Source organism: Cyanobium sp. Morenito 9A2 (assembly GCF_024345575.1).
Lineage (GTDB): Bacteria > Cyanobacteriota > Cyanobacteriia > PCC-6307 > Cyanobiaceae > ATX-6F1.
Window position 1 is genome coordinate 180,002 of the sequence record NZ_JAGQBJ010000001.1, and the last position, 22,047, is coordinate 202,048.

21 protein-coding genes are annotated in these 22,047 nt (G+C 68.7%); 9 read left to right on the forward strand and 12 right to left on the reverse strand.

The annotated features are described in order from the left end of the window. The first annotated feature begins 35 nt into the window (after window positions 1-35). Window positions 36-1,244 carry a Coenzyme F420 hydrogenase/dehydrogenase, beta subunit C-terminal domain gene (locus KBY88_RS00930; protein ID WP_254938014.1) on the forward strand — a complete coding sequence of 403 codons (1,209 nt, stop codon included), beginning with the start codon at window positions 36-38 and terminating at the stop codon, window positions 1,242-1,244. Then, window positions 1,241-2,770: a 4-alpha-glucanotransferase gene (malQ, locus tag KBY88_RS00935; protein WP_254938015.1), complete on the forward strand. Its 1,530-nt coding sequence runs from the start codon at window positions 1,241-1,243 to the stop codon at window positions 2,768-2,770. The genes KBY88_RS00930 and malQ overlap by 4 nt, the downstream gene beginning before the upstream one ends. Here malQ and KBY88_RS00940 read toward each other — a convergent pair. The 4 genes from KBY88_RS00940 to KBY88_RS00955 are packed head-to-tail and all read right to left on the reverse strand — an operon-like array spanning window position 2,713 to window position 6,272. Then, a complete protein-coding gene (locus tag KBY88_RS00940; protein ID WP_254938016.1) occupies window positions 2,713-3,648 on the reverse strand; it encodes a helix-turn-helix domain-containing protein in 936 nt (311 codons plus the stop codon). The two genes, malQ and KBY88_RS00940, sit on opposite strands and share 58 nt — an antisense overlap. A gap of 49 nt (window positions 3,649-3,697) precedes the next feature. Further along, on the reverse strand, window positions 3,698-4,450 hold the full coding sequence (locus KBY88_RS00945) for a pseudouridine synthase (protein ID WP_254938017.1): 753 nt from the start codon (window positions 4,448-4,450) through the stop codon (window positions 3,698-3,700). A 3-nt stretch (window positions 4,451-4,453) separates the two neighbouring features. After that, entirely contained in the window at window positions 4,454-5,575 is a 1,122-nt protein-coding gene (locus KBY88_RS00950) for a sensor histidine kinase (protein ID WP_254938018.1), read from the reverse strand. After that, a complete protein-coding gene (locus KBY88_RS00955; RefSeq protein WP_254938485.1) occupies window positions 5,568-6,272 on the reverse strand; it encodes a response regulator transcription factor in 705 nt (234 codons plus the stop codon). The genes KBY88_RS00950 and KBY88_RS00955 overlap by 8 nt, the downstream gene beginning before the upstream one ends. A gap of 154 nt (window positions 6,273-6,426) precedes the next feature. Between KBY88_RS00955 and KBY88_RS00960 the strand changes: the two genes are divergently transcribed. Further along, window positions 6,427-7,416 (forward strand): RpoD/SigA family RNA polymerase sigma factor, encoded by a 990-nt coding sequence (locus KBY88_RS00960; RefSeq protein WP_254938019.1) that lies wholly within the window; start codon window positions 6,427-6,429, stop codon window positions 7,414-7,416. Here the strand turns inward: KBY88_RS00960 and KBY88_RS00965 are convergent. Both KBY88_RS00965 and KBY88_RS00970 read right to left on the reverse strand, forming a co-directional pair. Beyond that, on the reverse strand, window positions 7,401-8,357 hold the full coding sequence (locus KBY88_RS00965) for a M48 family metallopeptidase (protein ID WP_254938020.1): 957 nt from the start codon (window positions 8,355-8,357) through the stop codon (window positions 7,401-7,403). The two genes, KBY88_RS00960 and KBY88_RS00965, sit on opposite strands and share 16 nt — an antisense overlap. Then, window positions 8,354-12,472, reverse strand: a complete 4,119-nt coding sequence (locus tag KBY88_RS00970; protein ID WP_254938021.1) for a DUF2339 domain-containing protein — start codon at window positions 12,470-12,472, stop codon at window positions 8,354-8,356. The genes KBY88_RS00965 and KBY88_RS00970 overlap by 4 nt, the downstream gene beginning before the upstream one ends. 103 nt (window positions 12,473-12,575) lie before the next feature. On the opposite strand from KBY88_RS00970, the gene KBY88_RS00975 reads away from it, so the two are divergent. Then, a complete protein-coding gene (locus tag KBY88_RS00975) occupies window positions 12,576-12,848 on the forward strand; it encodes a hypothetical protein (RefSeq protein WP_315858076.1) in 273 nt (90 codons plus the stop codon). Between the two features lie 57 nt (window positions 12,849-12,905). Here the strand turns inward: KBY88_RS00975 and KBY88_RS00980 are convergent, their stop codons facing one another. The 5 genes from KBY88_RS00980 to KBY88_RS01000 all read right to left on the reverse strand — a co-directional run bounded on the left by KBY88_RS00980 (window position 12,906) and on the right by KBY88_RS01000 (window position 17,374). Beyond that, the gene (locus KBY88_RS00980; RefSeq protein ID WP_254938022.1) at window positions 12,906-13,310 is read right to left on the reverse strand and encodes a hypothetical protein; all 405 of its coding nucleotides are present in this window, start codon (window positions 13,308-13,310) and stop codon (window positions 12,906-12,908) included. Next, window positions 13,307-14,512 (reverse strand): DUF2157 domain-containing protein, encoded by a 1,206-nt coding sequence (locus tag KBY88_RS00985; protein WP_254938023.1) that lies wholly within the window; start codon window positions 14,510-14,512, stop codon window positions 13,307-13,309. The genes KBY88_RS00980 and KBY88_RS00985 overlap by 4 nt, the downstream gene beginning before the upstream one ends. Before the next feature lie 69 nt (window positions 14,513-14,581). Then, the gene (locus KBY88_RS00990; RefSeq protein ID WP_254938024.1) at window positions 14,582-15,202 is read right to left on the reverse strand and encodes an alpha-ketoglutarate-dependent dioxygenase AlkB family protein; all 621 of its coding nucleotides are present in this window, start codon (window positions 15,200-15,202) and stop codon (window positions 14,582-14,584) included. Window positions 15,203-15,207: 5 nt separating this feature from the next. Further along, on the reverse strand, window positions 15,208-15,678 hold the full coding sequence (locus KBY88_RS00995; protein ID WP_254938025.1) for a hypothetical protein: 471 nt from the start codon (window positions 15,676-15,678) through the stop codon (window positions 15,208-15,210). A 31-nt stretch (window positions 15,679-15,709) separates the two neighbouring features. After that, window positions 15,710-17,374 (reverse strand): ABC1 kinase family protein, encoded by a 1,665-nt coding sequence (locus tag KBY88_RS01000; protein WP_254938487.1) that lies wholly within the window; start codon window positions 17,372-17,374, stop codon window positions 15,710-15,712. A gap of 83 nt (window positions 17,375-17,457) precedes the next feature. Here KBY88_RS01000 and KBY88_RS01005 point away from each other — a divergent pair, with 83 nt between their 5' ends. From KBY88_RS01005 to KBY88_RS01015, 3 genes are read left to right on the forward strand one after another with little or no spacing between them, the layout of a single operon-like run. Next, window positions 17,458-18,849, forward strand: a complete 1,392-nt coding sequence (locus tag KBY88_RS01005; RefSeq protein WP_254938026.1) for an aminotransferase class I/II-fold pyridoxal phosphate-dependent enzyme — start codon at window positions 17,458-17,460, stop codon at window positions 18,847-18,849. An 8-nt stretch (window positions 18,850-18,857) separates the two neighbouring features. After that, window positions 18,858-19,487: a precorrin-6Y C5,15-methyltransferase subunit CbiT gene (gene cbiT, locus KBY88_RS01010; RefSeq protein WP_254938027.1), complete on the forward strand. Its 630-nt coding sequence runs from the start codon at window positions 18,858-18,860 to the stop codon at window positions 19,485-19,487. A 26-nt stretch (window positions 19,488-19,513) separates the two neighbouring features. After that, the gene (locus KBY88_RS01015) at window positions 19,514-20,404 is read left to right on the forward strand and encodes a phosphatidate cytidylyltransferase (RefSeq protein WP_254938488.1); all 891 of its coding nucleotides are present in this window, start codon (window positions 19,514-19,516) and stop codon (window positions 20,402-20,404) included. 247 nt (window positions 20,405-20,651) lie between these two features. Here KBY88_RS01015 and KBY88_RS01020 read toward each other — a convergent pair whose 3' ends face one another. Then, window positions 20,652-21,053, reverse strand: coding sequence for a hypothetical protein (locus KBY88_RS01020; RefSeq protein WP_254938028.1), 402 nt, complete (start codon window positions 21,051-21,053; stop codon window positions 20,652-20,654). Window positions 21,054-21,194: 141 nt separating this feature from the next. On the opposite strand from KBY88_RS01020, the gene KBY88_RS01025 reads away from it, so the two are divergent. Together KBY88_RS01025 and KBY88_RS01030 are read left to right on the forward strand one after the other, a co-directional pair. After that, complete coding sequence (locus KBY88_RS01025; RefSeq protein ID WP_254938029.1) at window positions 21,195-21,557, forward strand: UPF0175 family protein; 363 nt, start codon at window positions 21,195-21,197, stop codon at window positions 21,555-21,557. Continuing rightward, window positions 21,521-22,036, forward strand: a complete 516-nt coding sequence (locus KBY88_RS01030; RefSeq protein ID WP_254938030.1) for a PIN domain-containing protein — start codon at window positions 21,521-21,523, stop codon at window positions 22,034-22,036. Before KBY88_RS01025 ends, KBY88_RS01030 begins: the two co-directional genes overlap by 37 nt. The last annotated feature ends 11 nt before the right edge of the window (window positions 22,037-22,047 follow it).

Sequence of the window (22,047 nt, forward strand, 5' to 3'; positions counted from 1 at the left end):
TGTGCCCTGCGGAGGCGCCCACCGCCAGAACTTCCTTGACCTCAGCCCCCCGGTCCCCGGCCCCCCACGAACGAGCTCGGCCCCTGGCCAAGGGCAGCACCTACCCCGCCAAGGACCTCTGCAGCCAGTGCGGGCTCTGCGACAGCCGCTGGGTGGCCTATGTGCGCCGGGCCTGCGCCTTTTTGAACCAGCGCTTTGAGGCGATGGAAACGGCGGCCCATGGCCGCAGCCGGGACCTGGCCAACGAAGACGAGCTCTACTTCGGCGTCAGCCAGCGCATGGTGACGGCACGGTTGCGGCCAGCGATCGAGGGAGCCCAGTGGACCGGCATCGTCTCGCGCATCGGTGTGCGCGCCCTGGAAACCGGCCTGGTGGATGCGGTGCTCTGCGTGCAGCAAAGCCCCGATGACCGCTTCACCCCCCTGCCGGTGCTGGCCCGCACCCCCGAGCAGGTGCTGGCGGCGCGGGTGAACAAGCCCACCCTCTCGCCCAATCTGGAGGTGCTTGAGCAGCTCCCCGGCAGTGGCATCCGGCGGCTTTTGGCCATCGGCGTGGGCTGCCAGGTGCAGGCCCTGCGCGCCGTCCAGGACACCCTCCCCCTGGAGCAGCTCTATGTGCTCGGGCTGCCCTGCGTGGACAACGTCAGCCGCGCCGGGCTGCAGACCTTTCTGGAGAGCGCCAGCGATTCGCCGGCCACGGTGGTGCACTACGAGTTCATGCAGGACTTCCGCATCCACTTCCGCCACAGCGATGGCCGCGAGGAAACCGTGCCTTTCTTCGGCCTCGACACCCCCAAGCTCAAGAATGTCTTCGCCCCCAGCTGCCTGAGCTGCTTTGACTACGTCAACGGCGGCGCCGATCTGGTGGTGGGGTACATGGGCGCCAGCTTCGGCCGCCAGTGGCTGACGGTGCGCAACCCCCTTGGTCAGGAGCTGCTGGATCTGGTGGAGGCGGAACTGGATCTGGCCCCGGTGAGCAGCCGTGGGGATCGCCGCGCCGCGGTGCAGCAGGGCATCGACGCCTACGACAAGGCGATCAAGCTGCCCCGTTGGCTGGCGGAGCTGGTGGGTTTCATCGTGCAGCGGGTGGGACCCCAGGGGCTGGAGTACGGCCGCTTCTCGATCGATTCCCACTTCACGCGCAACGCCCTCTGGGTGCGCCGGCACCATCCCGAGAAAGCCGAGGATCACATCCCTGCCTTCGCCAAGGCGATCGTGGCCCGTTACCGCCTGCCCAGCCTGTGAGCAGCGCCATCCAACCCTCTGGGGGACGCCGCTGCGGCGTGCTGCTCCACCCCACCGCCCTGCCCCACACCCCCGGTTGCGGAACCCTCGGGGCCAAGGCCCACCGCTGGGTGGAGTTGTTGGCGGCCCACCGGGTGGGGGCCTGGCAGCTGCTGCCCCTGGCCCCCACCGACGGCACAGGCTCCCCCTACAGCTCCCCCAGCGGCTTCGCCCTCAACCCCTGGCTGCTGGACGGGGAACTCCTGGCCAGCGAGGGGTTCATCGCCGCCGATGGCCCCACCCGGCTGCCGGCGGCGGAGACGGAGCGCCTGGATCTGGAGAGGGCCCCCCGCCGGGCGGAAGCCCTGGCGGAGCAGTTGCTGGAGCACTGGCCCACCCAGGCAGCCGAGCGCCAGGCGGAGTTCGAGCACTGGCGGCGCGCGCAGGCCCACTGGCTGATCGACCACGGGCGCTTCATGGTGTTGCGCCGCCTGCATGGCCAGGCACCCTGGTGGACCTGGCCGGCCTCCCTGGCGCGGCGCCGCCCCTGGGCCCTGGCCCGCTTCGATCGGCAGCAGCGGCAGGCGTTGCTGCAGGAGGCCCTGGTGCAGTGGCAGCTGGACCGGCAATGGCAACAACTCCACCGCCATGCCCAGCGCCATGGCGTCGAGATCATCGGCGATCTGCCCTTCTACGTCGCCCACGACAGCGCCGATGTCTGGAGCCACCGCCGGCTGTTCTCGGTGCGATCCGATGGCCAGCTGAGAGAGCAGAGCGGCGTTCCTCCCGATTACTTCTCCGCCACCGGCCAGCTCTGGGGCACGCCCGTCTACCGCTGGCTCTGGCATCGCCTCAGCCGTTTTCAATGGTGGATGCGGCGGCTGGAGCGTCAGCTCGAGCTGGTGGACGGGCTACGGCTCGACCACTTCCGCGCCCTGGAGGCCTACTGGAGCGTGCCGGGTACGGACAGCACGGCTGAGGGCGGCCAATGGAAACCATCCCCAGGCCAGGCCCTGCTGGAGCGGCTGCGCCGGCGCCAGGGGGGCCGTGTGCCCCTGATCGCCGAAGACCTCGGCGTGATCACCCCAGCGGTGGAAGCGCTGCGGGATCGCTTCGCCCTGCCGGGGATGAAAATCCTGCAGTTCGCCTTCGATGGCAACCCGGACAACCCCTACCTGCCCGCCAACTACCAGGGCAGCAACTGGGTCGTCTACACCGGCACCCACGACAATGCCACCTGCCTGGGCTGGTGGCAGCAGCTCACGGACAACCAACGCCATCAGGTGCAGACCGTCCTGGGGGAAGAAGTGCAGGCTCCGGGTTGGCAGCTGTTGCAATTGGCCCTGGCCTCTGCGGCCGATCTGGCCGTCGTGCCGCTCCAGGACCTGCTGCTGCTGGACGATGGGGCGCGTTTCAACACCCCGGGCACCACGGCCGGCAACTGGCAGTGGCGGCTTGAAGGGCCCATGGAGGCCTTGGAGGGTCCGCTTCAGGGCCTCGAAGGATTCGCTGCCTCCACGGGGCGGTCGGGCGCCGGCAAGGGGTAGCGGTACTGGCCCGGCTGCTTCCGCAGGGGGGCCAGGGGCTGACCATCCCAGAACACCGCCGGGGCCGTCGGGGCTGGGGAGAGCTGCAGGTCGAACGGCGGCAACAGCTGCACCACCACTTCGCCGCTGGCACCGCTGAGCTGACTGCGTTCGCCCGAAGCGCTGCTGAGCAGCACGCGGCTGGGCTGGGCGAGCTGCAGGCGCAGCACCCCGGCCTGGGGAGACCGGGGACCCAGCTGGGCCAGGGCTGACTGCCCCTGGCCCAGCTCTGCCTGGCCCAGGGGGCGCAGGCCGGGCTGGATCTGCAGCAACAGGCCGCCGGGGTCGCCGCTGCGGGCCTGTTCCGCTGGGGCCAGGGGGGGGATCGGTCGCAGGCTGAGCATCTGGGCGGTGGCCAACTGCTGCTGCTGCAGGTTGAGGCCATAGATCAGCCCCAGGGTGATCACCCCGTAGAGCACCGTGCCCTGCCACGTGGTGAAGACATCGATCGAACCGGGTGTGAAGCGGCCGAGCAAGACCATGCGCCGCCGCCCCTCCTGCTCCACTTCGTCGGGAGGCAAGGCCACCTGAAGGCTGCCGCGGGGAAGCTCCAGGTGCTCCTCAATCAGCGGCAGCATCGTCCGCAGGTAAGTGGATTCGGGCAGGCGGTCCCGCCATCCCCGTTCGATCGCCTCCAGCACCGGTGTGCTGATGCGGGTTTCCAGGGCCAGCTGGCGCAGGTTCAAGCCCCGCTCCTCCCGCCGCTGGCGCAGCACACGGCCGGCCTGCAGGAGCGGGTCTTCGCGCAGGGCCGCGGCGCTCACCCCCTGGGGCCGCTCACGGCCCAGCCAGCGCCGCAGCAGTCGGGGGAAGGGCGAGTTCGGCGCGGGCCGGGGCATGGTGATCAGGGGACGGCGATCAGGGGCGGGCGAGCCGGGTGCGGGCAACTCAGCCCCGCGGCTCCGGGCCCGCCCATTCTTCCGGGTCGACCCCACGCCAGCGCCCCTCCGGCAAATCCCCCAGGGCAATCGGTCCGATGGCGATGCGGATCAGATCCAGCACGCGATGGCCGAGAAGTTCTGCGGTGCGCCGGATCTGACGGTTGCGCCCCTCACCCATCTCCAGCTTCAGCAGGGTGCGATCGGGCCGTTGCTCGCACACATCGACCCCCACCGCCTGGCTCGGCTCGCCATCGAGGGGCACCCCCCGGCGCCAACGCTCCAGAGCCGCGGCAGTCAGCTGGCCCTCGACCCAGACGCGGTAGGTCTTGCGGTGCCCGTAACGGGGGTGGGTGAGCCGCAGGGTGAGTTCCCCATCGGTGCTCAGCAGCAGGGCGCCACGGCTCTGCACATCCAGACGCCCCACCGGATGGAGGCCCGTGCCCCGGGCGAGCTCTGACGGCAGCAGATCGAGCACCGTGGGGCGCCCCTCGGGGTCGAAGCAACTGCTGACCACGCCCCGGGGCTTGTGCAACAGCACGGTGAAGGCAGGGCTCCTGGCCGCCACGGGACGGCCATCGAGCTCCACGTGATCCCAGCGGGGATCGGCGCGATCCCCCAGCTGGGCGACTCGGCCGTTGACGCGCACACGACCCTGGAGCAGCAGGACCTCGGCCTGGCGACGGGAGCAGAGGCCCGCTCCGGCCAGCAGCTTCTGCAGCCGCTGGGGCTGGACTTTGGACGGAGCGGGGTCGTCGGCCATGGCTCAGCCGCCGCGGGGGAGCAGGAGATCCATCACAGCACCCCCCTCCGCATGGTTACGACCCTGCACCCGTCCGCCGTGGGTGACGGCGATCTGTTGCACGATCGCCAGACCCAAGCCGCTACCGCCCCGCTGGCTGCGCTCCCTCGAGGGATCACCCCGGTAGAAGCGCTCGAACATGCGTCGCTCGTCCTCCTCGCTGAGTCCACCGCCGTGGTCGCGCACACTTAGCAGCCACCAGTTGCCGCTGGGCTGCACGCTCACCTCCACGGCGGCCGCATCGGGGCTGTGGCGAAGGGCGTTGTCGAGCAGGTTGAGAAGGGCCCTGTGCAGCCTTGAGCCATCCCCCCGCAGCGCGGCAGCCGCCGGGGCGCTCAGCTGCAAGCTGATCTCCCGGCGCTCGGCCAGGGGGGCGAGGCTGGCCCAGGCGGCCGTCACCAGCTCTGAGAGATCCAGGCTGGTGTAACGCCCCCCCTCCCGGTGCAGGGTGTTCTCCAGGCGCGAGAGCTCCAGCAGATCGTTCACCAGCAGCTGCAGGCGGTCCAGCTCCCGCTGCAGCCGTTGCACCAGCACACCGTTGCGGCCCTCCAACTGGCCGGCCAGGCTGTCCCCCACCAGGCGCAGGGCGGTCAGGGGTGTGCGCAGCTCATGGGCCACGTCGCTGACCCAGCGCTCCTGCTGCTCCAGCTGGGCCTCCAGGGAACGGCGGCTCTGGAGCAGCACACCCACCCAGCCGTCTTGACCTGGCAGAGCATGGGCTTCCAGCGGTTCGCCCCCCTTCATCCAGTCGACGCGCTGGGGACGCCCCAGGCGGCGGGCGTCGAGCACCACCTCCAGCAGCTCCGGAATCTCCATGGCGTCGGCCAGGGGCACGCCGCGGCGCAGGCGGTCACTGGGTTGCTGCAGCAGCCGCCGGGCCCGGGGATTGACGTACTGAATCGTGGTGAGCGGATCGAGCACCAACCACCCCTGGGGGGCGGCGTCAATCCAGTCGAGCACCTGGGAGGGCGGCAGGGGCCGCGGACCCTGGTGCTCGGAGCCGCTGCCGCGGAGACGCCAGGGGAGCAGCCTGGCCAGCAGCCAACCCAGCCCCAGGCCAACGGCCAGGGTCAGGGGGTCAGCCACCGATGTCGAAGCGGTAGCCGAAGCCCCGCACGGTGAGGATGTGGCGGGGGGCGGAGGGGTTGATCTCCAGCTTTTCGCGCAGCCAGCGGATGTGCACGTCCACGGTCTTGCTGTCGCCCATGAAATCAAGTCCCCAGATGCGCTCCAGCAACTTGTCGCGGCTCCAGACCTGGCGCGGATGGCGCATGAACAACTCCAACAGCCGGTACTCCTTGGGGGAGAGGTTGAGGGCGACCCCGTCGCGGGTGACCCGGCATTCATCGGGGAAGAGGCGAATCGGCCCGTGTTCGAGCACCCGCTGGAGGGCCGGGGCCTCAGCGACTCCAGGCTCCACCTGGGAGCGACGCAGCAGGGCGCGACAGCGGGCCACACACTCACGGATGCCGAAGGGTTTGATCAAGTAGTCGTCAGCCCCCACCTCCAGACCGAGCACCCGGTCGGTTTCACTGTCCCGGGCGCTCACCACCAGAATCGGGGTGCGGTCGTTGCGTTGGCGCAGCTGGCGGCAGAGCTCCAAGCCGCCAAGACCCGGAAGCATCAGATCAAGCACGATCAGATCAAAGCGGGGGGCGCCAGTGGGCGCTTGGATCTGCTCGAGGGCCTGGCGGCCGTTGGCACAGACCGCCACATCGAAGCCCTCCAGCTCCAGGGCCTCAGCGATGGTTTCACGGATGGTGTCGTCGTCCTCGACCACCATCAGTCGCGGAGCGCTCACGGCAAGGGGGCTGGCTGTTTGGAGCCATTCTCCTGGCTGATGACGGTGATGACCGACACCAATGGAACCGGGCTTGGAGTCAGCCCTTTGTTTGGTGGTAATTTACGAAACCTAAAGGGTTCCTTATTCCCCGCCCATGCCCTCCGTCCCGATCGCTTCGGCCGATGGCGCTGCCTACCTGGGCGGTTGCACTGATCTGGTCCGTTCCTACCTGCGCGACATCGGCCGGGTGCCGTTGCTCAGCCACGAGCAGGAGATCACCCTGGGCCGTCAGGTCCAGGACCTGATGGCCCTCGAGGAGCTGGCGGAAGAATTCGAGATGCGCCATGGCGCCAAGCCGACGGAGGCGGAATGGGCCGCCCTCGCCAGCTTGGAGCCCCCGGCGCTCAAGCGCAAGCTCGCCAGCGGTCGCCGCGCCAAGGAGCGGATGGTGGCCGCCAACCTGCGCCTGGTGGTGAGCGTCGCCAAGAAGTACACCAAGCGGAACATGGAGCTGCTGGACCTGATCCAGGAGGGCACCATCGGCCTGGTGCGGGGCGTGGAGAAGTTCGATCCCACCCGCGGCTACAAGTTCTCCACCTACGCCTACTGGTGGATCCGCCAGGGCATCACCCGTGCCATTGCTGAGAAAAGCCGCACGATCCGGCTGCCGATCCACATCACCGAAACCCTCAACAAGCTCAAGAAGGGCCAGCGGGAACTCAGTCAGGAGCTGGGCCGCACCCCCACCGTCAGTGAACTGGCCGTGGCCGTCGAGCTGCCGGAGGAGGAGGTGAAGGATCTGCTCTGCCGGGCCCGGGCGCCGGTGAGTCTGGAGATGAAGGTGGGCGATGGCGATGACACCGAGCTGCTTGATCTGCTCCAGGGCGACGCCCAGCTGCCCGAGGAGGCCGTGGATGGGGAGTGCCTGCGGGGGGACATGCGGGCGCTGCTGGAGCAGCTGCCGGAGATCCAGGGGCGGGTGCTCAAGATGCGCTACGGCATCGATGTGGAAGAACCCATGAGCCTCACCTCGATCGCGCGCACCCTGGGCATGAGCCGCGACAAGACCCGCAACCTGGAGCGTCGTGGGTTGGAGGCGATTCGCTCGCGTTCGCGCCAGCTGGAGGGCTACCTGGTGGTTTGAGGGGCTGGCGGTGTCAACCGCGCTCCGTGCCATTCCGCCCCCAGATCAAGGGCGCTCAAGGCCCGTCGCCCGCGCAGGTTTCGGCGACCCCAGTAGCGACGTTCTGCAGGATGGCCCCGCCACCAGGCCTCGGCAGCCTGGCTGAACTCCGCTTGGCGGATCGCCAGGGGCGGATGGGAGCTGATGTAATCGCGCAGCAGATCAGCGTGGTCGTCGGCACGGCTGGATTGTGAGCCCTCGGAGCGTTCGAGGGAAGCGAAGCTGGCGCCGCTGCCCCGGGGGTCGTAGGGGCTGTAGCGGAGCAGGGTGAAGGCGTAGACGTCGGCTTCGTGCTCGGCGGCCTTGCTGTAGTTGTGCTGGACGAGGATTCGAAGGGCCAGATCAGCCAGTTGCCCCAGCGTTTCACTGCCCCGCTTGCGGGCCAGCAACTGGAAGCGCACGGTGTCAAAACAGTGGCCCAGTTCGATGTGGCCGGCCTCGTGGGCCAACACGCTCACCAGCTCCGCCTCGGAACCAAGGGTGTTCAGCAACCCTCTGTTGACCAGGATCACACCGCCCGGAAGCGCCATGGCGTTGGCGGACTCCGACGGAATCACATAGGCGCGGTAGGGGAAGGGCTTCCTGGCATGGGCCCGGATCAGCGGCATCAGGGCATCCAGGTAGGCCTGGTCTGGATCGGAGACCTTGACCTGGTAGGCATAGCGCTCCCGGAAGGTGTCCCCCAGATCCCGTTCCTCCAACGAGCCGATCGGCATCCCCCGGCTGGCCAGCCGGTCGGCCAGCTTCAGCGGTGTGCCCAGCAACTGGAATGGGGTGGCCAGGGAGGAGGTCAAGGGGCTGCCGGGACGCGCCTGCATCAACAGCGCGATCAGTCCAGCACCGCCGGCGAGCAGCAACACCAGCAGGACGGTGCGCAGGGGAACGTGGCGCTCGGATGTCATTCGAAGCGGGCGCGAAAGCGGTTGTAGATCGCATTCATCGCCAGCATCAGCAGGCCCACGCCGATGAACACGATCCCCCGCAGGCCCAGATCCACCTGGGCCAGATCGATCGACATCAGGCGCAACAGGCAGATCCCCAGCCCCACCAGGGCGATGGTGCGAAAGCTGTTCTCCTGCAGCAGGGCACTGAGCACGTAGAGCGCGAACGCCTCAACGGCCCAGAGCAGGGTGTGCAGGGAGGGGTCGTAGCGCAGGTAGAGGTAGTAGGCCACGGCGGCGAACATCGGGTAGTAGAGCCAGTGGTTGCGGTGGGCCGCCACCCGGCGACCCACCCAAGCCAGCAGCGGGCCCCCGCCGGGTTGTCGCAACTCCTGGAGGTCCAGGTTGCGGTGGGAGACGACGATGAACGTCATCTGCAGGCCAATGGCGACCAGGGCGAGCTGATGGGGTTGCTCGTACCAGAGCGGCGAGGGGGTCTCCAGGCTGCTGAGCATGGCCACCACCGTGGCGACCGCCACCCAGTAGAGGATCACCGCATAGACCTTCACCCGCGTGGCGAACAGGCGCCGGCAGGGATCACTCACCAGCACCAGGGCCAGCAACGACCAGGCCACCGGCCGCCACAGCGCCTCCACCTGGCCCAGGATCGTGACCACGACCCCCACCAGGACCACCTCCAGAAACCAGGGGTGCACCGCCTGCCAGAGCGGTTGCTCCCGCAGGCGCTCCCTGGGCGAGAAGAACCACCAGTAAAGGGCCACCGCCAGGGCCAACAGCTCGATCAGCAGCCGGATCGGCAGGGTGAAGGGCCCGGCGCTCACCAGGGCCGGGCTCTGGCTGATCACCAGCAGGTAGGACCCGGCGAAGGCCAGCAGGTAGAGCAGGCCCAGCACCAAGGCATGGTTGGCCATGGAGCGCCTCAGCCGATCGGAGCTCTCCAGGGCCACCAGGGAGAGCAGAAGCCAGACCACACCAGGAATCAACGGAGAGATCGGCTCAAACAACAGATAAGCCGCCAGGCCCAGGTCGAGACCGAGCAGGTCGAGGCCCAGCAGGCGCACCGCCCCGGGACCGCCGCTGCCGATGGTGACGAGTGCCAGGGCGGTGAGTGGCAGCAGGTGCCCCAGCAGAGGGGCCGTGGCCCAGGGTTGCTCAGGCAGCAGCGCGCCCAAGGCGACGGCATGGGTGAGGGCAACGGCAACGGCGGTGCCCACCAGCAACCCATCCGGCCGCAGGCAGCGGGCGATCAGCAACAGGGCGCCCAGGGCCAGCAGTGCCTCCAGCTCACGGCCAGCGGCGGGGGTGCCGACCACCACGGCGGTCAGCACCAGGGCCGGGCTGATCCAGCCCATCAAGGCCGTCAAGGGTTGGCGAAGGTCGAATCGAGGCATCAACACCTGCACCAGGGTGGTGAAGCCGGCCCAGGCCACCAGCAGTCCCGCCAGGGCTGGTCCTGAGGCGGTTTCAGGCCAGCTTGCGGTTTTCTCCAGTGCGGCGCCCACCAGGGCGCCGAGGATCAGGACCACCGCCGTGCCATTGAGCAGAGCCCAACCGACAGCACTGACCAGCGGCTCCCGTTTCATTGCCAGCAGCAGCAGGGCCAGGGTGGTGAGCGGCAGCAGGTGGCCCAGCAGCGGCAGGGGCGACCAGGGCAGCTGCTGCAGCTGAGCACCCCAACTGAGCACATGGAGGGCGACGGCCGCCGCGGCGAGGCTGCCCATCAGGGCCTCCGGCCGCCAGCGGCGGGCAATCAGCAGCAGACCACCGATCGCCAGCAGGCCCTCCAGTTCACGGCCCCCTTCGGGGGTGCAGAGGCCGGCGGCCACGAACACCAGCACCGCGCTCAGGCCACCCATCAACGGGGGCAAGGGCTGACGAACGGCAAAGCGACGCATCAACAACTGCACCAGGGTGGTGAAGGCGGCCCAGGCCACGAGGACACCCCCGTTGAGCGCCAGGCCTCCAGGACCGCCCTGGGTGGCGGTGCTCAACACGGTGCCGATGATCAGCACCACGCCGGTGCCGTTGAACAGAGCCCAGCCGATGCCGCTGACCACGGTCTCCCGGCGCATCGCCAGGGCGAGCAGGGCCAGGCCGGTGAGGGGCAGGAGGTGGGGCAGGTACGTCGGCGCTGACCACCCCTGGGCATACAGGGTCACACCCCCATGGCTGCTGGGAGCCAACAGCTGCAGCCGATGGCTCCAGCCGACGCCATGGGCGGCGACCGCGGCCGCCGTGGCTCCTGCCAGCACTCCGGCGGGTCGCCAGCAGCGGCCCGCCAGCAGCAGAGCTCCGACCACCACCAGGGCCAGCAGCTCCCGGCTGGGCTCCGGCGGGCAGACCATGGCGCCCACGAAGGCCAATGCTCCGGCAAGCCAACCCAGCAGCGCTGGCAGGGGGAGCGTCACGCGCCGGAGGCTGAGCTGCCGTTGCACCGCAGTGAGCAGGGCGCTAGCACCGATCAGCACACCGCCGTTCTGCCAGAGCAGGGCCGGCGCTCCACCGGACGCACCCGCCTCCACCCCGGCCAGCACCAGCAGCAGGGCGATCAGGTTCACGAGCCCCCAGCCGAGGCGCCGGATCGTGGTGTCCTTCTCCGCGATACCCAGGCGCAGGAACAGGAGGGTCTCCACCAGCAGGACCATCAGCAGCAAAGGGCCGTTGGCGATCAGGGGGTGGAGGCTGATCACCGCCCCCATGGCCAAGGACTGGGCGATCAGGGTTTCGTTCAGCTGCAGCCAGCCCAGCTGGCCCTGGCGCGCCCGCCGGGCCAGCAGTGCCGCCACCAGCGCCGCCAGGGCCAGGGCCCCAGCGCGGCTGACGGCCTGCTGGGGGTAGATCAGCAGGGCCAGGGCCAGGGCGCCCCAGTTGCTGAGCTGCAGGGCCAGGGGCAACGGCGCCAGCGACGCGGCGCTCCCCTCACTCCGGCTGAGCAACCGGCGGTGCTGCAGCAGCGCCCCGCCCCCGAACACCAGCAGGGCCGCCAGGGCTGCGCGCAGGCGCAGGTCGCCGCTCGCCTGGAGCGCCTCGGCGCAGCGCAGGAACCAGGCGCCGTGGAAGGCGGCATAGGCCAGGGTGACCACCAGGAGATGGGGATCCCAGGGGCGGCGCAGGGGCAGGATCAAGCCCACCACGGCCACCAGGCTGGCGATCACCAGCGTTTCAGCGGCCAGTGCCGGCTGGTTGTCCAGCACGATCATCAACGGCACCAGGCCCAGCACCACGTGCAATGAAGCGATCGTCTGGGTGCGGGCGACACCGGCCAGGGCGAGGTTGACCACCACCCCCAGGCTCAGCAGCGCCAGCCCCCGGCGGGGATCCTGCAGCCATTGCAGACCGAGGCCCGGCAGCCCTCCACCCGCCGCACAGGCGAACAGGAACAGGGCGGCCCCGCCACTGCGCATCCAGTGGGTGAGGTTGCGCCAGGGGAGCCGATCCCCAAGGACAAAGGAAGGAGCCGCCAGGGCGGCCGCTGCCGCCACGGTCATCCAGAAGCGCTGGAAGGGGCCCAGTCGCAGGGCGACGTTGATGACCACGAAGGTGACCCCGGCCACCACCACCAGCACACCGAGGATGCCGGTCCAGTTCTCGATGAACAGGCGCTCGATCCGGCGCCAGAGCAGTTGCAGGGCGCTGGGTTCCGCCGGCGCCGGCGGAGGCGGGGCTAGTGGCAGCGGAGCTGGGGGAAGCGGTGGACGCCTGACGGCAGGGCGGCGGGACGGGGAGCGCTCCGGTTCGGGCGCCTGGGGGGCACGAACCGAACCCTGCTGATGGGGGGGCCTGGGGCTGGACGGCGGCGGCGGGGTACTGCCCAGCCGCTCGGCGCTCCCATGCAAGGAATCCGATCGAACCTCCCGTGGTTCGGCTGTCGGGGAGGGCGGCGTCGGCTCGGGGAGGGGGGACGGGGATCGCCGCTCTGCCCGCTCGTCTTGGCGGCGCTCCAGGTCGATCAAGCGCAGGTCGATGCCCTGCAACTGAAGGGCCAGCTCCGCCAGCCGGACTTCCAGGTGCTTGAAGTGGTGCAACAGCTCCCGGGTGCGCCGGCGTCCCTCTGACGCGCCACTCACCAGAACGATGGCCACGACGATCACCAGCAGAATCAGGACTCCGCCCATGGAGACCAGTCAGTGGAACTGCCTTCTTCCTAGTCAGCGGCCCATGGAGCCTCCGCTGACTGTCATGGTTCGTCGCCGGGGCTAGATCTGAGGCGTTCGAGCGATGGCGATGACCTTCTTCGAGGTGCTCTGGGAGGGCGACAGCTTCAGCGATGCGTCGGATCTTGAGGAGGCCCTGGCCTGCTATCTGATGGTGAAACCCGAGGGGCTGGAGTGGAGCGAGGTCTGCGGCAACCCCACCTATGCCCCGAGCATCCGGCGCTACAGCTCCTTCGATTCCTACCTCGACAACGACGACGCCCTTGAGGTGATCGAGGTCACGGCCGCCATGCTCGAAGCGGCAGAGGCTCAGGCGGTCCAGGCGCCGCCGGAGTGAGCGGCCCCTGTTGTTCAGCTGGTCAGGGTTCTGGTGGCCTTGATCGGAAGGTCGTGCTCAATCCAGCTGCAAGGGGCTTGGCACCACCATTCCATTTCGCTTCACCCCCAGGCGGATCGGGCGGGGAGGCCCCTTTCGAGGCAGCGTCACTTCGACCCAGAGCTCTTCGCCAGGGGCCCGCCTGGATGGATCGTCGATAGGATCGGGAATGAAGAATGCCACGGTGCTCGAAGACACCGCGCAATCGGGTGACCCCTCCAGGCGCAGACTCACATAGCGCGCTCGGATCGGCAGATTCGGATCCACCGGTAGGGCCCGCGTCCAGCAGCGGACCGAGGTGGCCCGGTCGAACAGCAGCTGGGCCCCGAGGCTGAGCATCAGGATCACCTGAACGCCCCCCACCAGCAGGCCGCGTTGGAGCGATGGGGTGCCATGAAACCTTCTCAGCCAGGGAGGGGTCATGGCCGACCTTCAAGGGCGCGGGCGATCAGGCGACGGCGCGTGGTCTCCAGCAACCAGCCACCCAACAGAAACAGAGCACCGAGCCCCACCAAGCTGGCGGAGCGGCCAAGCTTGTCCATCACCTCCGAGAAGTAGAAGGCCACGAGAGTGACGGCAAAGAACACCGCGCCCAGGTTGATGCGCTCCAGGCGGGCCTCACGCAGGCCCCAGCCCACCATCAACAGGGAACCGATCACCCACCAGATGTAGGGAAACAAGCGACCCGCCGGATGGATGAAGAAGGTGGGCGTGAGCACCCAGGCCGTAGCCAGACCCATGGGCCAGGCCGCCCGGCGGGACAGGCCAAACGCCAGCAGAAGAGGTGCACCGATGGCCACGAGCCATGCCAGGCTGAACAATGGCAAATCTTGCGCCGAGAGAGGATCTTGAAAGCGCAAGTTAGTGGCGGTGTAGTAAAAGTCCCAAACGTGAGGCATGAGCACAATGAACGTCCAATAAATCGCCAGCGGAATCAACACCAGCCGGCCTATCCCCGCCAAAACCAGACGCGATGTGCCTGCCCGAGCGTCGATTTGGGCGCTGCAATAGGCGAGTGCAAACAGCAGCAGTCCGCAGGCGGTGACCCCTTGGCGGTGCAACGAGGGAATCAACGAAACGTCGTTCCACCAGACACTGCACAACCAGGCCGGCAGCAGCAGGGCCACCAGCACCAGTTGGGGCCACTGCCCCAGCACCAGCCAGCCCGCCAGCGCCCCGAGCGCCCACAGCAGCAGACCCAACGACCATTCGGCCTCCAGGTGAAAAATCTGAGCCGCCAGGAAGATCCCTGCCCCCAGGGCGATGGAGCCCAGGGCATGGAAAGCATCAGCCATGGCGGCGTAGCGGCCTGAGGTCAGCGCGCCCGCCCCGTGAAATCCACCCACCAGCACCAGGGCGAGGCTGAAGCGGAACGGGGGAGAAAGGTTCTCCCAATGGGCGGCGACGAACAGCAGCACCCCCGCCCCCATCAGCAGCGTCCCGAAGATCAGCAGCACCCGTATCGGCCAGTGCAGGCCGCCCGGACCAGCCCGCGTCCGCTCCCAGCCCTCGATCCGCGCCACCGTCTCGGCATCGATCAGGCCGGCCTCATACCAGCGCTTCCACGGCTCGTGCGGCTTCTTGCCCATGCCCTTCCTCTCCTTGAACGCCCGTGGGTGGGCCATCACCATGGGTGAGCCGACCCCGCTGCTGGCCAGTCTGATTTGGACTGGTCCGACGGCAGGCTCAACCGCTCAACCGCTCACCACCCGAAAGGTGAGATTGATCCGCTCCTCCTTCACCTTCAGGCGGGCCGGCAGGGCGTGCAGCCAGTGGCGCTGGGTGGGGGGATCCATCACCAGCAGATCGCCATGGCCCAGCTCCAGGCTGATCGGGGCCTGGGCTATCCGTTCGGGGCGTTTCGGTTTGAGCCGGAAGCTGCGGGTGGCCCCCAGGCTCAGCGAGGCGATCGGCGCGCTGGCCTCCAGCTCCGGTTCATCGTCGGCGTGCCAGCCCATGCGCTCGCCCCCATGGCGGTAGCGGTTGAGCAGCAGGGAATTGAAGCGCCACCCCAGCAGCGCCCCGAGCTGCTCTCGTAAGGCCTCCAGGGCCGGAGTCCAGGGCTCGGGCTGATTGAGCAGGCCGCTGTAGGTGTAGAGGCAACCGGCATCGGCCACCCAGCAGGTGAGGCGGGGCAGGGGATGGGTGCGACCAAACAGGGTGATGGACTCCTGGCGCCAGGGCACCTCCGCCTGCAGCTGGACCAGCAACTGGTCGGCCCTTGAAGGCACCTCGGGAGAACCGCTATCGAGCCAGCCTGGCCCCCAGCGCAGGGCCAGCCCCTCGGCGCAGGTCCGCTGGGGTAAGCCGGCCAAGGGTCTTAAAAGAACTGATCGAAGTTGTCGAAATCCACGGCCTTGAAGGTGCCGGCGTCCACCTGGCCCATCAAGCGGGCGAGCTGCACCCAGAGGGCCCCGGCGGTAAGCAACGACAGCAGCAGAGCCACCAGAAGCGCCGTGCCGCCCCCGAAGCCGAACACCTGCAACGAACCCCCGATGAACAGGGTGATCCCCAGCACGATGCCGATCGCCGGGGCCACGGTTTCGAGGCGGGCCAGGGGCAGCAGCGGCAAGCGGTCCTGTTTCCAGCCCTCCAGCCGGTTCTGGATCACCTTCGCGAAGGTCAACCCGCACACCATCCCAATCACCAGGCCCAGGATCGCCACCGCGTAGGGAGGCTCGCCGGTGAAGGGCACGTACTCCAGAAGGAACTCCTGGGCATCGAGATCGCCGAAGCCCCCCCTGGCTCCATCGCTGGCCGCGTCGCTCAGGGTGATCGGGTCGGGAAACACGGGTGGGGGCAAGGGTATCGGGGCTGTGACCTTAGGCGGCCGCCTCCAGGGCAGCGGTGAGGGGATTGAGGCGGGAGAGCACACCGCTGGCCAGTTTCCGCACCGAGAAGGTGCGTCGCAGCAGACCCAGCAGCGCCTGGAGATCGTCGGTCTGGAGCCGGTTATCGCGCACCAGGTTGAGCAGCAGCCGCTGGCGCAGGCTGCTCCCCTGGGGTCCCAACAGCAGCCGCAGGCCGGCGCCGGCCACGGGCAACAGATCACCGTTGCCCTCTCCATCGTTGGACTCCACGACCGCCAGCAGGCTTTCGAGCCGCTGGATCTGCAGGCGGCCGTGGCGATCGAAGAGCACCTCCATCAATTTCTCGCGCAGCTCGGCGGTGTCCCCCGCCAGCAGGCGCCGGGCCACGTAGGGATAGGCCACTCCGATGATCCGGAAGGCCGGATCCAGCCGCAGGGCGAGGCCCTCCTGGCTCACCACCGCCCGGATGATCAAGGCGAAGCGCGCCGGCACCCGGAAGGGGTAATCGAACATCAACTCAGAGAAGCGATCGGTGATCGCCTTGAAGTTGAAGCTGCCCACGTTTTCGCCCAGCTGCCCCCCCAGCACGGCCTCAAGGGCGGGCACGATCGGCGTGAGATCGGTGGCGGGGTTGAGAAACCCTAGATCAATGAAATCCTTCGCCAGGGCGTGGAAATCCCTGTTGATGAGATGGACCACCGCCCCGGTGAGGGTGAGGCGGTCGGCGTTGCTGATCGAATCCATCATCCCGAAATCCACGTAGGCGAGATGGCCCAGGTTTCCGGTCTTGCCCGGCAGGGCAAACAGGTTGCCGGGGTGGGGATCGGCGTGGAAGTAGCCGAACTCCAGCAATTGCTGGAGCCCCGCCATCACGCCCGTGCGGATCAAGGCGGTGGGGTCGAGGTGTTCGGCTTCGAGGGTGAGGCGCTCCTGGAGCTTGGTGCCGTTGATCCACTGGGTGGTGAGCACCCGGCGGGCGGAGAGCAACCGCTCCACCCGGGGCACGAACACCGTGGGGTTGCGCGCGAACAGAGCGGCAAAACGCTCGGCATTGTCGGCCTCGCAGCGGTAGTCGATCTCCTCGAAGAGGGTGCGACCGAACTCGTCGATGATCTCCCCTAGCCCGAAACCGAGGTTCAGGGGCAGCAGCGGCGCGCTGATCACTCCCAGCAGACGAATGATCGCCAGATCCCGTCGCAGGATCTCCGGCAGGTTCGGCCGCTGCACCTTCACCGCCACCCAGTGGCCGCCACCCATGTGCGCTTTGTAGACCTGTCCGAGGCTGGCGGCCGCCACCGGGGCGCCAGGGAACACATCGAAGAGCTGATCCGCCGGGGCCCCCAGCTCCTCCTGGATCACCGCCAGGGCGATGGCATGGTCGAAGGGGGGCAGGTTGTCCTGGAGCTGGGTGAGTTGGTCCAGCCAGTCGCGGCGCACCAGGTCGGGGCGCGTGGAGAGGGCCTGGCCGACCTTGATGAAACAGGGGCCCAGGGTGGTGAGGGTGGTCAGGATCTTCTGGCCCAGCCGGCGCTGCACGGCCGGGTCAGGGCTGGAGCCCTGAAACAGCAGCGCCAACGCCAGGGCAACAAGCTGGGCGATCACCTCGCACAGGCGCCCCACAAGCACCCAGGGGCGGAGCAGCAACCAGTGCAGGTCGGCCTTGGGGTCGTAGCGCAGGGGAAGGGCGGCGTCGGCGATGGCGTGGGTCTCCCGGGGCCTGAGGCGGCGCTGCAGACTCTAGGAACACCTCCCGGGCGGCCATGGGACTCCTCGCCGCCCTGCGCCGCGACCGGGCCGATTTGGCCCTGCACCTGCCTGCCCACGGCCGGGGCCGGGGCCTGGCCCCCGACCTCAGGCGGTTGCTGCGCCGGCCCCCCGGCTCCTGGGACTTGCCGGAATTGCCCAGCATCGGTGGCCCCCTGGAGCGCGATGGAGCCGTCGCCGCCAGCCAGGCCGCCGCCGCCGGCGCGCTGGGGGCCGCCCGTTGCTGGTACGGGGTCAATGGCGCCAGCGGGCTCCTGCAGGCCGCCCTGCTGGGGCTCTGCCCGCCCGGCTCGCGCGTGCTTCTGCCCCGCAACCTGCACCGCTCGTTGCTGCACGGCTGCGTGCTCGGTCAGCTCCGCCCGGTGCTCTTCGATCTGCCCTTCGATCCGGCCACCGGCCTCTGGCTTCCCCCCGACGCCGCCCACCTGGAGAGGGTGCTGGCGGCGGCGGGCGCCCTGGCGGCCGTGGTGCTGGTGAACCCCAGCTACCAGGGGTTGGCGGCCGACCTGCCGCCCCTGGTGGAGCTGGTGCACCGGCGCGGTCTGCCGCTGCTGCTGGATGAGGCCCACGGGGCCCACTTCGGTCTCGATCTGCGGCTGCCGGCAGGGGGCCTGGCCAGCGGCGCCGATCTGGTGGTGCAATCGCTGCAGAAGGCTGCCGGCGGCCTGGCCCAGAGCGCCGTGCTCCTGTTGGGCCCCGGCGGCTCCGCCAGGGTGAATCCCGACGCCCTGGAGCGCGCCCTGCTCTGGCTGCAGACCTCCAGCCCCAGCGCCCTGCTGCTGGCCTCCTGCGAAGCGGCCCTGGCGCATTTGCACGGCCCCTTAGGCCGCCGGCGCCTGGGGCAAAGCCTGGGGTTGGGCCTGCGGCTGCGCACGGCCCTGGAAGCCGAGGGGCTGCCCGTTGTCGCTAACGACGATCCCCTGCGGCTGGTGCTGCCCACGGCCGCCCTTGGGATCCACGGCCTCGACGCCGACCAGTGGCTGCTGGAACGCGGCGTGATCGCCGAACTGCCCGAACCGGGCTGCCTCACCTTCTGCCTGGGGCTGCGCCCCCCGAGCCGGCTGATCCCCCGCTTGGGGAAGCAGCTCAAGCGCTTGGAGCGGCAGCTGGGGGGCAGCCCCCTGGCCGCCTTTTCGGCTCCACCGCTGCCCCTGGTGGCCGAACCGGAGCTGGCACCCGCCCTGGCCTGGCGGGCGCCAGCTGAGCGGGTGCTCCTGGCCCAGGCCGCAGGACGGCTCGCGGCCGAACCGCTCTGCCCCTACCCCCCCGGCATTCCCCTGCTGATTCCGGGCGAGCGCATCGATGCCCAACGCGTGGCCTGGCTGCGGTGTCAGCAGGCTCAATGGCCCGGTCAGATCGCTGATACGGTGGCCGTCCTGGCGGAATGAGCACCCCCATGCACGCAGCGGGTGGCGGTGCGCCCGTCGAGCCCTTTCAATGGGATTTCGTCACCCCCGGGGTGCCGGACAGCAGCTTCGAGGACGCCCCCGGCTTCAGCCCCACACCGCTCGAACTGCGGGTGATGCTGCTGGCCCACCTCCGGCCCCGGGCCCAGTCGCTGGTGTGGGACGTGGGTGGCGGCACCGGTGCCCTGGCCCTGGAGATCGCCCGGCTGATGCCCGCCGGTGCCGTGCACACCCTGGAACGGGACCCCGAAGCGATCGAGTTGCTGGAGCGCAACCGCCGTCGTTTCGGCATCAGCAACCTCCACATCCACAAAGGTCAGGCCCCGGGCGATCTTCACCGGCTGCCCGCCAACCCCGACCGCGTGCTGCTGGAGGTGGGGCGTCCCCTGGCGGACGTGCTGAGCGCTGTCTGGCGGGCGCTGCAGCCGGGGGGGCGGCTGGTGATCAGCACCACCAGCCTGGAGGGGTTGGTGGATGCCACCGACACCCTCAGCCAGTTGCAGGCCCTTGACGTTCAAGTGGTGCAGGCCACCGTGCACCGCATGCAGCGGCGCGGAAGCCAGGCACGGCTGGCGGCGGCCGAACCGCTGTTCCTGATCGCCGCCGAACGCCCGAGTTGAGCCCACCCCTCACCACCGACCCGCCCCTGCCGCCAGGAGGGCGCCAGCGCACCTCCCTGCCGCGGGTGCTGAGCGGCCTCGCCGCCGGCAGTTTCGGACTGGTGGCGGTGAGCTTGGGGGGATGGTGGTTCACCCTGGCGGTCTGCGTGATCGTGCACCTGGGCTTGCTGGAGTTTTTCCGCCTGGCCCAGTTCAAGGGCATCCGGCCCGCCACCAAGACCACCCTGGTGGTCTGCCAGTTGCTGCTCTTGGCCACCCAGGCCGCCAGCGGCGGCGGGGAGCGCGCCACCGATCTGGCGGCAGCGGTGTTGCCGGTGTCGGGGGCGGCCATCTGCGGCTGGCTGTTGCTGCAGCCGGTGACCGGCACGATCGCCGACATCGCCGCCTCGATTTTCGGGCTGTTCTACCTGGGCTTTCTGCCCAGCCACTGGCTCAAGTTGCGCGACCTCACGGACGGCGCCCTCACCCCCCATCTGATCGGAGCCCCCTGGCCACTCAGCCCCGGCATGGCCTTCACCCTGCTGGCCTTCCTTTTGATCGTCGCCACTGACATCGGCTCCTATGTGATCGGGCGCCGGCTCGGACGCCATCCGCTCTCACCGATCTCACCGGGCAAAACCGTGGAGGGGGCCCTCGGCGGGGTGGGCTGCTCGGTGCTGACCGGGGCGATCGGCGGTCTGCTGCTGGGTTGGCCCTGGGGCGGCTGGCCCCTGGGGGGCCTGCTGGGGGGGGTGGTGGCGGTGTTCGCCCTCGTCGGCGACCTGACCGAATCGATGATGAAACGGGATGCCGGGGTCAAGGATTCCGGCGACGCCATCCCCGGCCATGGGGGCATCCTCGATCGCATCGATAGCTACCTGTTCACCCCGGCGGTGGTCTTCTATTTCGTCACGCTGCTGGTGCCCTTGGTCTCTTGAAGAAGACTGTCCTGAGTAGAACGTTTCTGGGCGAAGCTGAGGGAGCAAACCTTTTCGATGAGGGCTCCCTGAAAACGTGACACAGGAGTCAGACCAGCGAAACGAAGTAACTCAATAAACCCAACAATTGATCGGCAGGGTGAAGGTTGCCACAAACTTTCTCATCTCAAGGCACCTTTCCTCGATCGCAAGTCGCAACGAAATGGCTGTCACAGGCCCATCCAGCGATTAACAGCCACAATGGCAATCAGGTTGTTTCCGCAGTCATTGGATTGATGGTCCGGCAGCCGCCATCACGCAGCACCAACAGGTCGGCGATGAACAGGAACCCGCCAAGGTCGGTGCCGCGTCCATCCACATCACCGCTCACCGCCTGCAGGGAGTGAGGCAGCGCGTCACGGAAAAAGCCAGTGGGCCAGGCATTCTCAATCCGGTTGCAATAGGAGCTTTCGGGATCCTTGACGCCAGGGGGCAGGTCGACCGAGCGGCGGCTGGTGCCCTGCGGGGTATCGAGCATGTTCCAGCAGTCGAAGGTGAGCTGCAGCCGATCCCGCAGGCCACGCAGGGTGTTGTGCTCGCGCCAGGGCTCCAGCAGCGGGGCGCCCTTGGCGGTAGCGCGTGCCCGCTGCTCGTTCGGAAAGAGCGGCATCCACTTGTTGCGAGATCGACTGCGACTCCAGGAGGCCAAGGGCTTAGTGCTGCTGTGGGCTATGGCCACGAGGGTCAGACCTCCTCCCTCCACAATCACCCTTAGAGTCATCCCATCAGATCATCCCTGGAGGGATGGGCCATGCATGCCGTCAGCGTCAGCGGCCTCAAGAACAATCCGGCTGAGGCCCTGCGCCAGTCCAAGCAGGGCTTGGTCGTCGTGCTCAACAGGGACCATCCCGATGCGGTGTTGATGGGCCTCGATCAGGACGGACTGCTGCAGGCACCGGGCGTGCGGCCCGCGCTGGCCACGGCCCTGTTCCGCGATGGTGAGCTGTCCCTGGCCCGCGCCGCCCGGGTCGCCGAGATGGACACTGCCGCCTTCATCTCCCACCTCTCACGGCTGGGGATTCCGGTGATCCGGCTGACGGAAGCCGAAACCAACGCCGACCTTGACACCCTGGAGCAATGGCTGCAGTCGTCATCAGCGACGCCAGCCCTCTGATTGGCCTCGCCCGTGTGAACGGGATCGGCTGGCTGAAGGAGCTGTTCGGGGAGGTCCTCATCCCAGAAGTGGTCGCCGCTGAGGTCATCACCGGAGGCTTCCCTGCGGAAGAAGCGCGCATCACCGCAGCGCTGGAGGCAGGCTGGCTGCAGATCGCTGCTGCCATCCCAGCCGGGCCTGAACTGCCGGATCTCGATGAGGGAGAAGCGTCCAGCATCCGCCTGGCCCTGGCGCATCCGGGCCCGGCGCTGCTGCTGATCGACGAGCGCCCAGGGCGGGCCGTCGCCCAGGGCTTGGGGCTGTCGATGGCAGGTACAGCCGCGGTCATCGGCATGGCCCGAGCGCACCATTTGATCCCGTCGGCTCGGGCCGTGTTGTCCCAACTGCATGGCAGTGATTTCAGGATCGCTCCTGAAGTGATTCATGCCGTGCTGAAACGCTGCGGCGAGAGCAGCCCTGAAACTGCACAGGAGACCTGAGGGAGGCCTGG

Excerpts from the sequence above, each read along its gene's own strand:
- KBY88_RS00940 (WP_254938016.1), bottom strand. The coding sequence starts at position 3,648 with ATGCCCCGGCCCGCGCCGAACTCGCCCTTCCCCCGACTGCTGCGGCGC.
- KBY88_RS00945 (WP_254938017.1), bottom strand. The coding sequence starts at position 4,450 with ATGGCCGACGACCCCGCTCCGTCCAAAGTCCAGCCCCAGCGGCTGCAG.
- KBY88_RS00955 (WP_254938485.1), bottom strand. The coding sequence starts at position 6,272 with ATGGTGGTCGAGGACGACGACACCATCCGTGAAACCATCGCTGAGGCC.
- KBY88_RS00960 (WP_254938019.1), top strand. The coding sequence starts at position 6,427 with ATGCCCTCCGTCCCGATCGCTTCGGCCGATGGCGCTGCCTACCTGGGC.
- KBY88_RS00965 (WP_254938020.1), bottom strand. The coding sequence starts at position 8,357 with ATGACATCCGAGCGCCACGTTCCCCTGCGCACCGTCCTGCTGGTGTTG.
- KBY88_RS00970 (WP_254938021.1), bottom strand. The coding sequence starts at position 12,472 with ATGGGCGGAGTCCTGATTCTGCTGGTGATCGTCGTGGCCATCGTTCTG.
- KBY88_RS00975 (WP_315858076.1), top strand. The coding sequence starts at position 12,576 with ATGGCGATGACCTTCTTCGAGGTGCTCTGGGAGGGCGACAGCTTCAGC.
- KBY88_RS00980 (WP_254938022.1), bottom strand. The coding sequence starts at position 13,310 with ATGACCCCTCCCTGGCTGAGAAGGTTTCATGGCACCCCATCGCTCCAA.
- KBY88_RS00985 (WP_254938023.1), bottom strand. The coding sequence starts at position 14,512 with ATGGCCCACCCACGGGCGTTCAAGGAGAGGAAGGGCATGGGCAAGAAG.
- KBY88_RS01005 (WP_254938026.1), top strand. The coding sequence starts at position 17,458 with ATGGGACTCCTCGCCGCCCTGCGCCGCGACCGGGCCGATTTGGCCCTG.
- cbiT (WP_254938027.1), top strand. The coding sequence starts at position 18,858 with ATGCACGCAGCGGGTGGCGGTGCGCCCGTCGAGCCCTTTCAATGGGAT.
- KBY88_RS01020 (WP_254938028.1), bottom strand. The coding sequence starts at position 21,053 with ATGCCGCTCTTTCCGAACGAGCAGCGGGCACGCGCTACCGCCAAGGGC.
- KBY88_RS01025 (WP_254938029.1), top strand. The coding sequence starts at position 21,195 with ATGCATGCCGTCAGCGTCAGCGGCCTCAAGAACAATCCGGCTGAGGCC.
- KBY88_RS01030 (WP_254938030.1), top strand. The coding sequence starts at position 21,521 with ATGGCTGCAGTCGTCATCAGCGACGCCAGCCCTCTGATTGGCCTCGCC.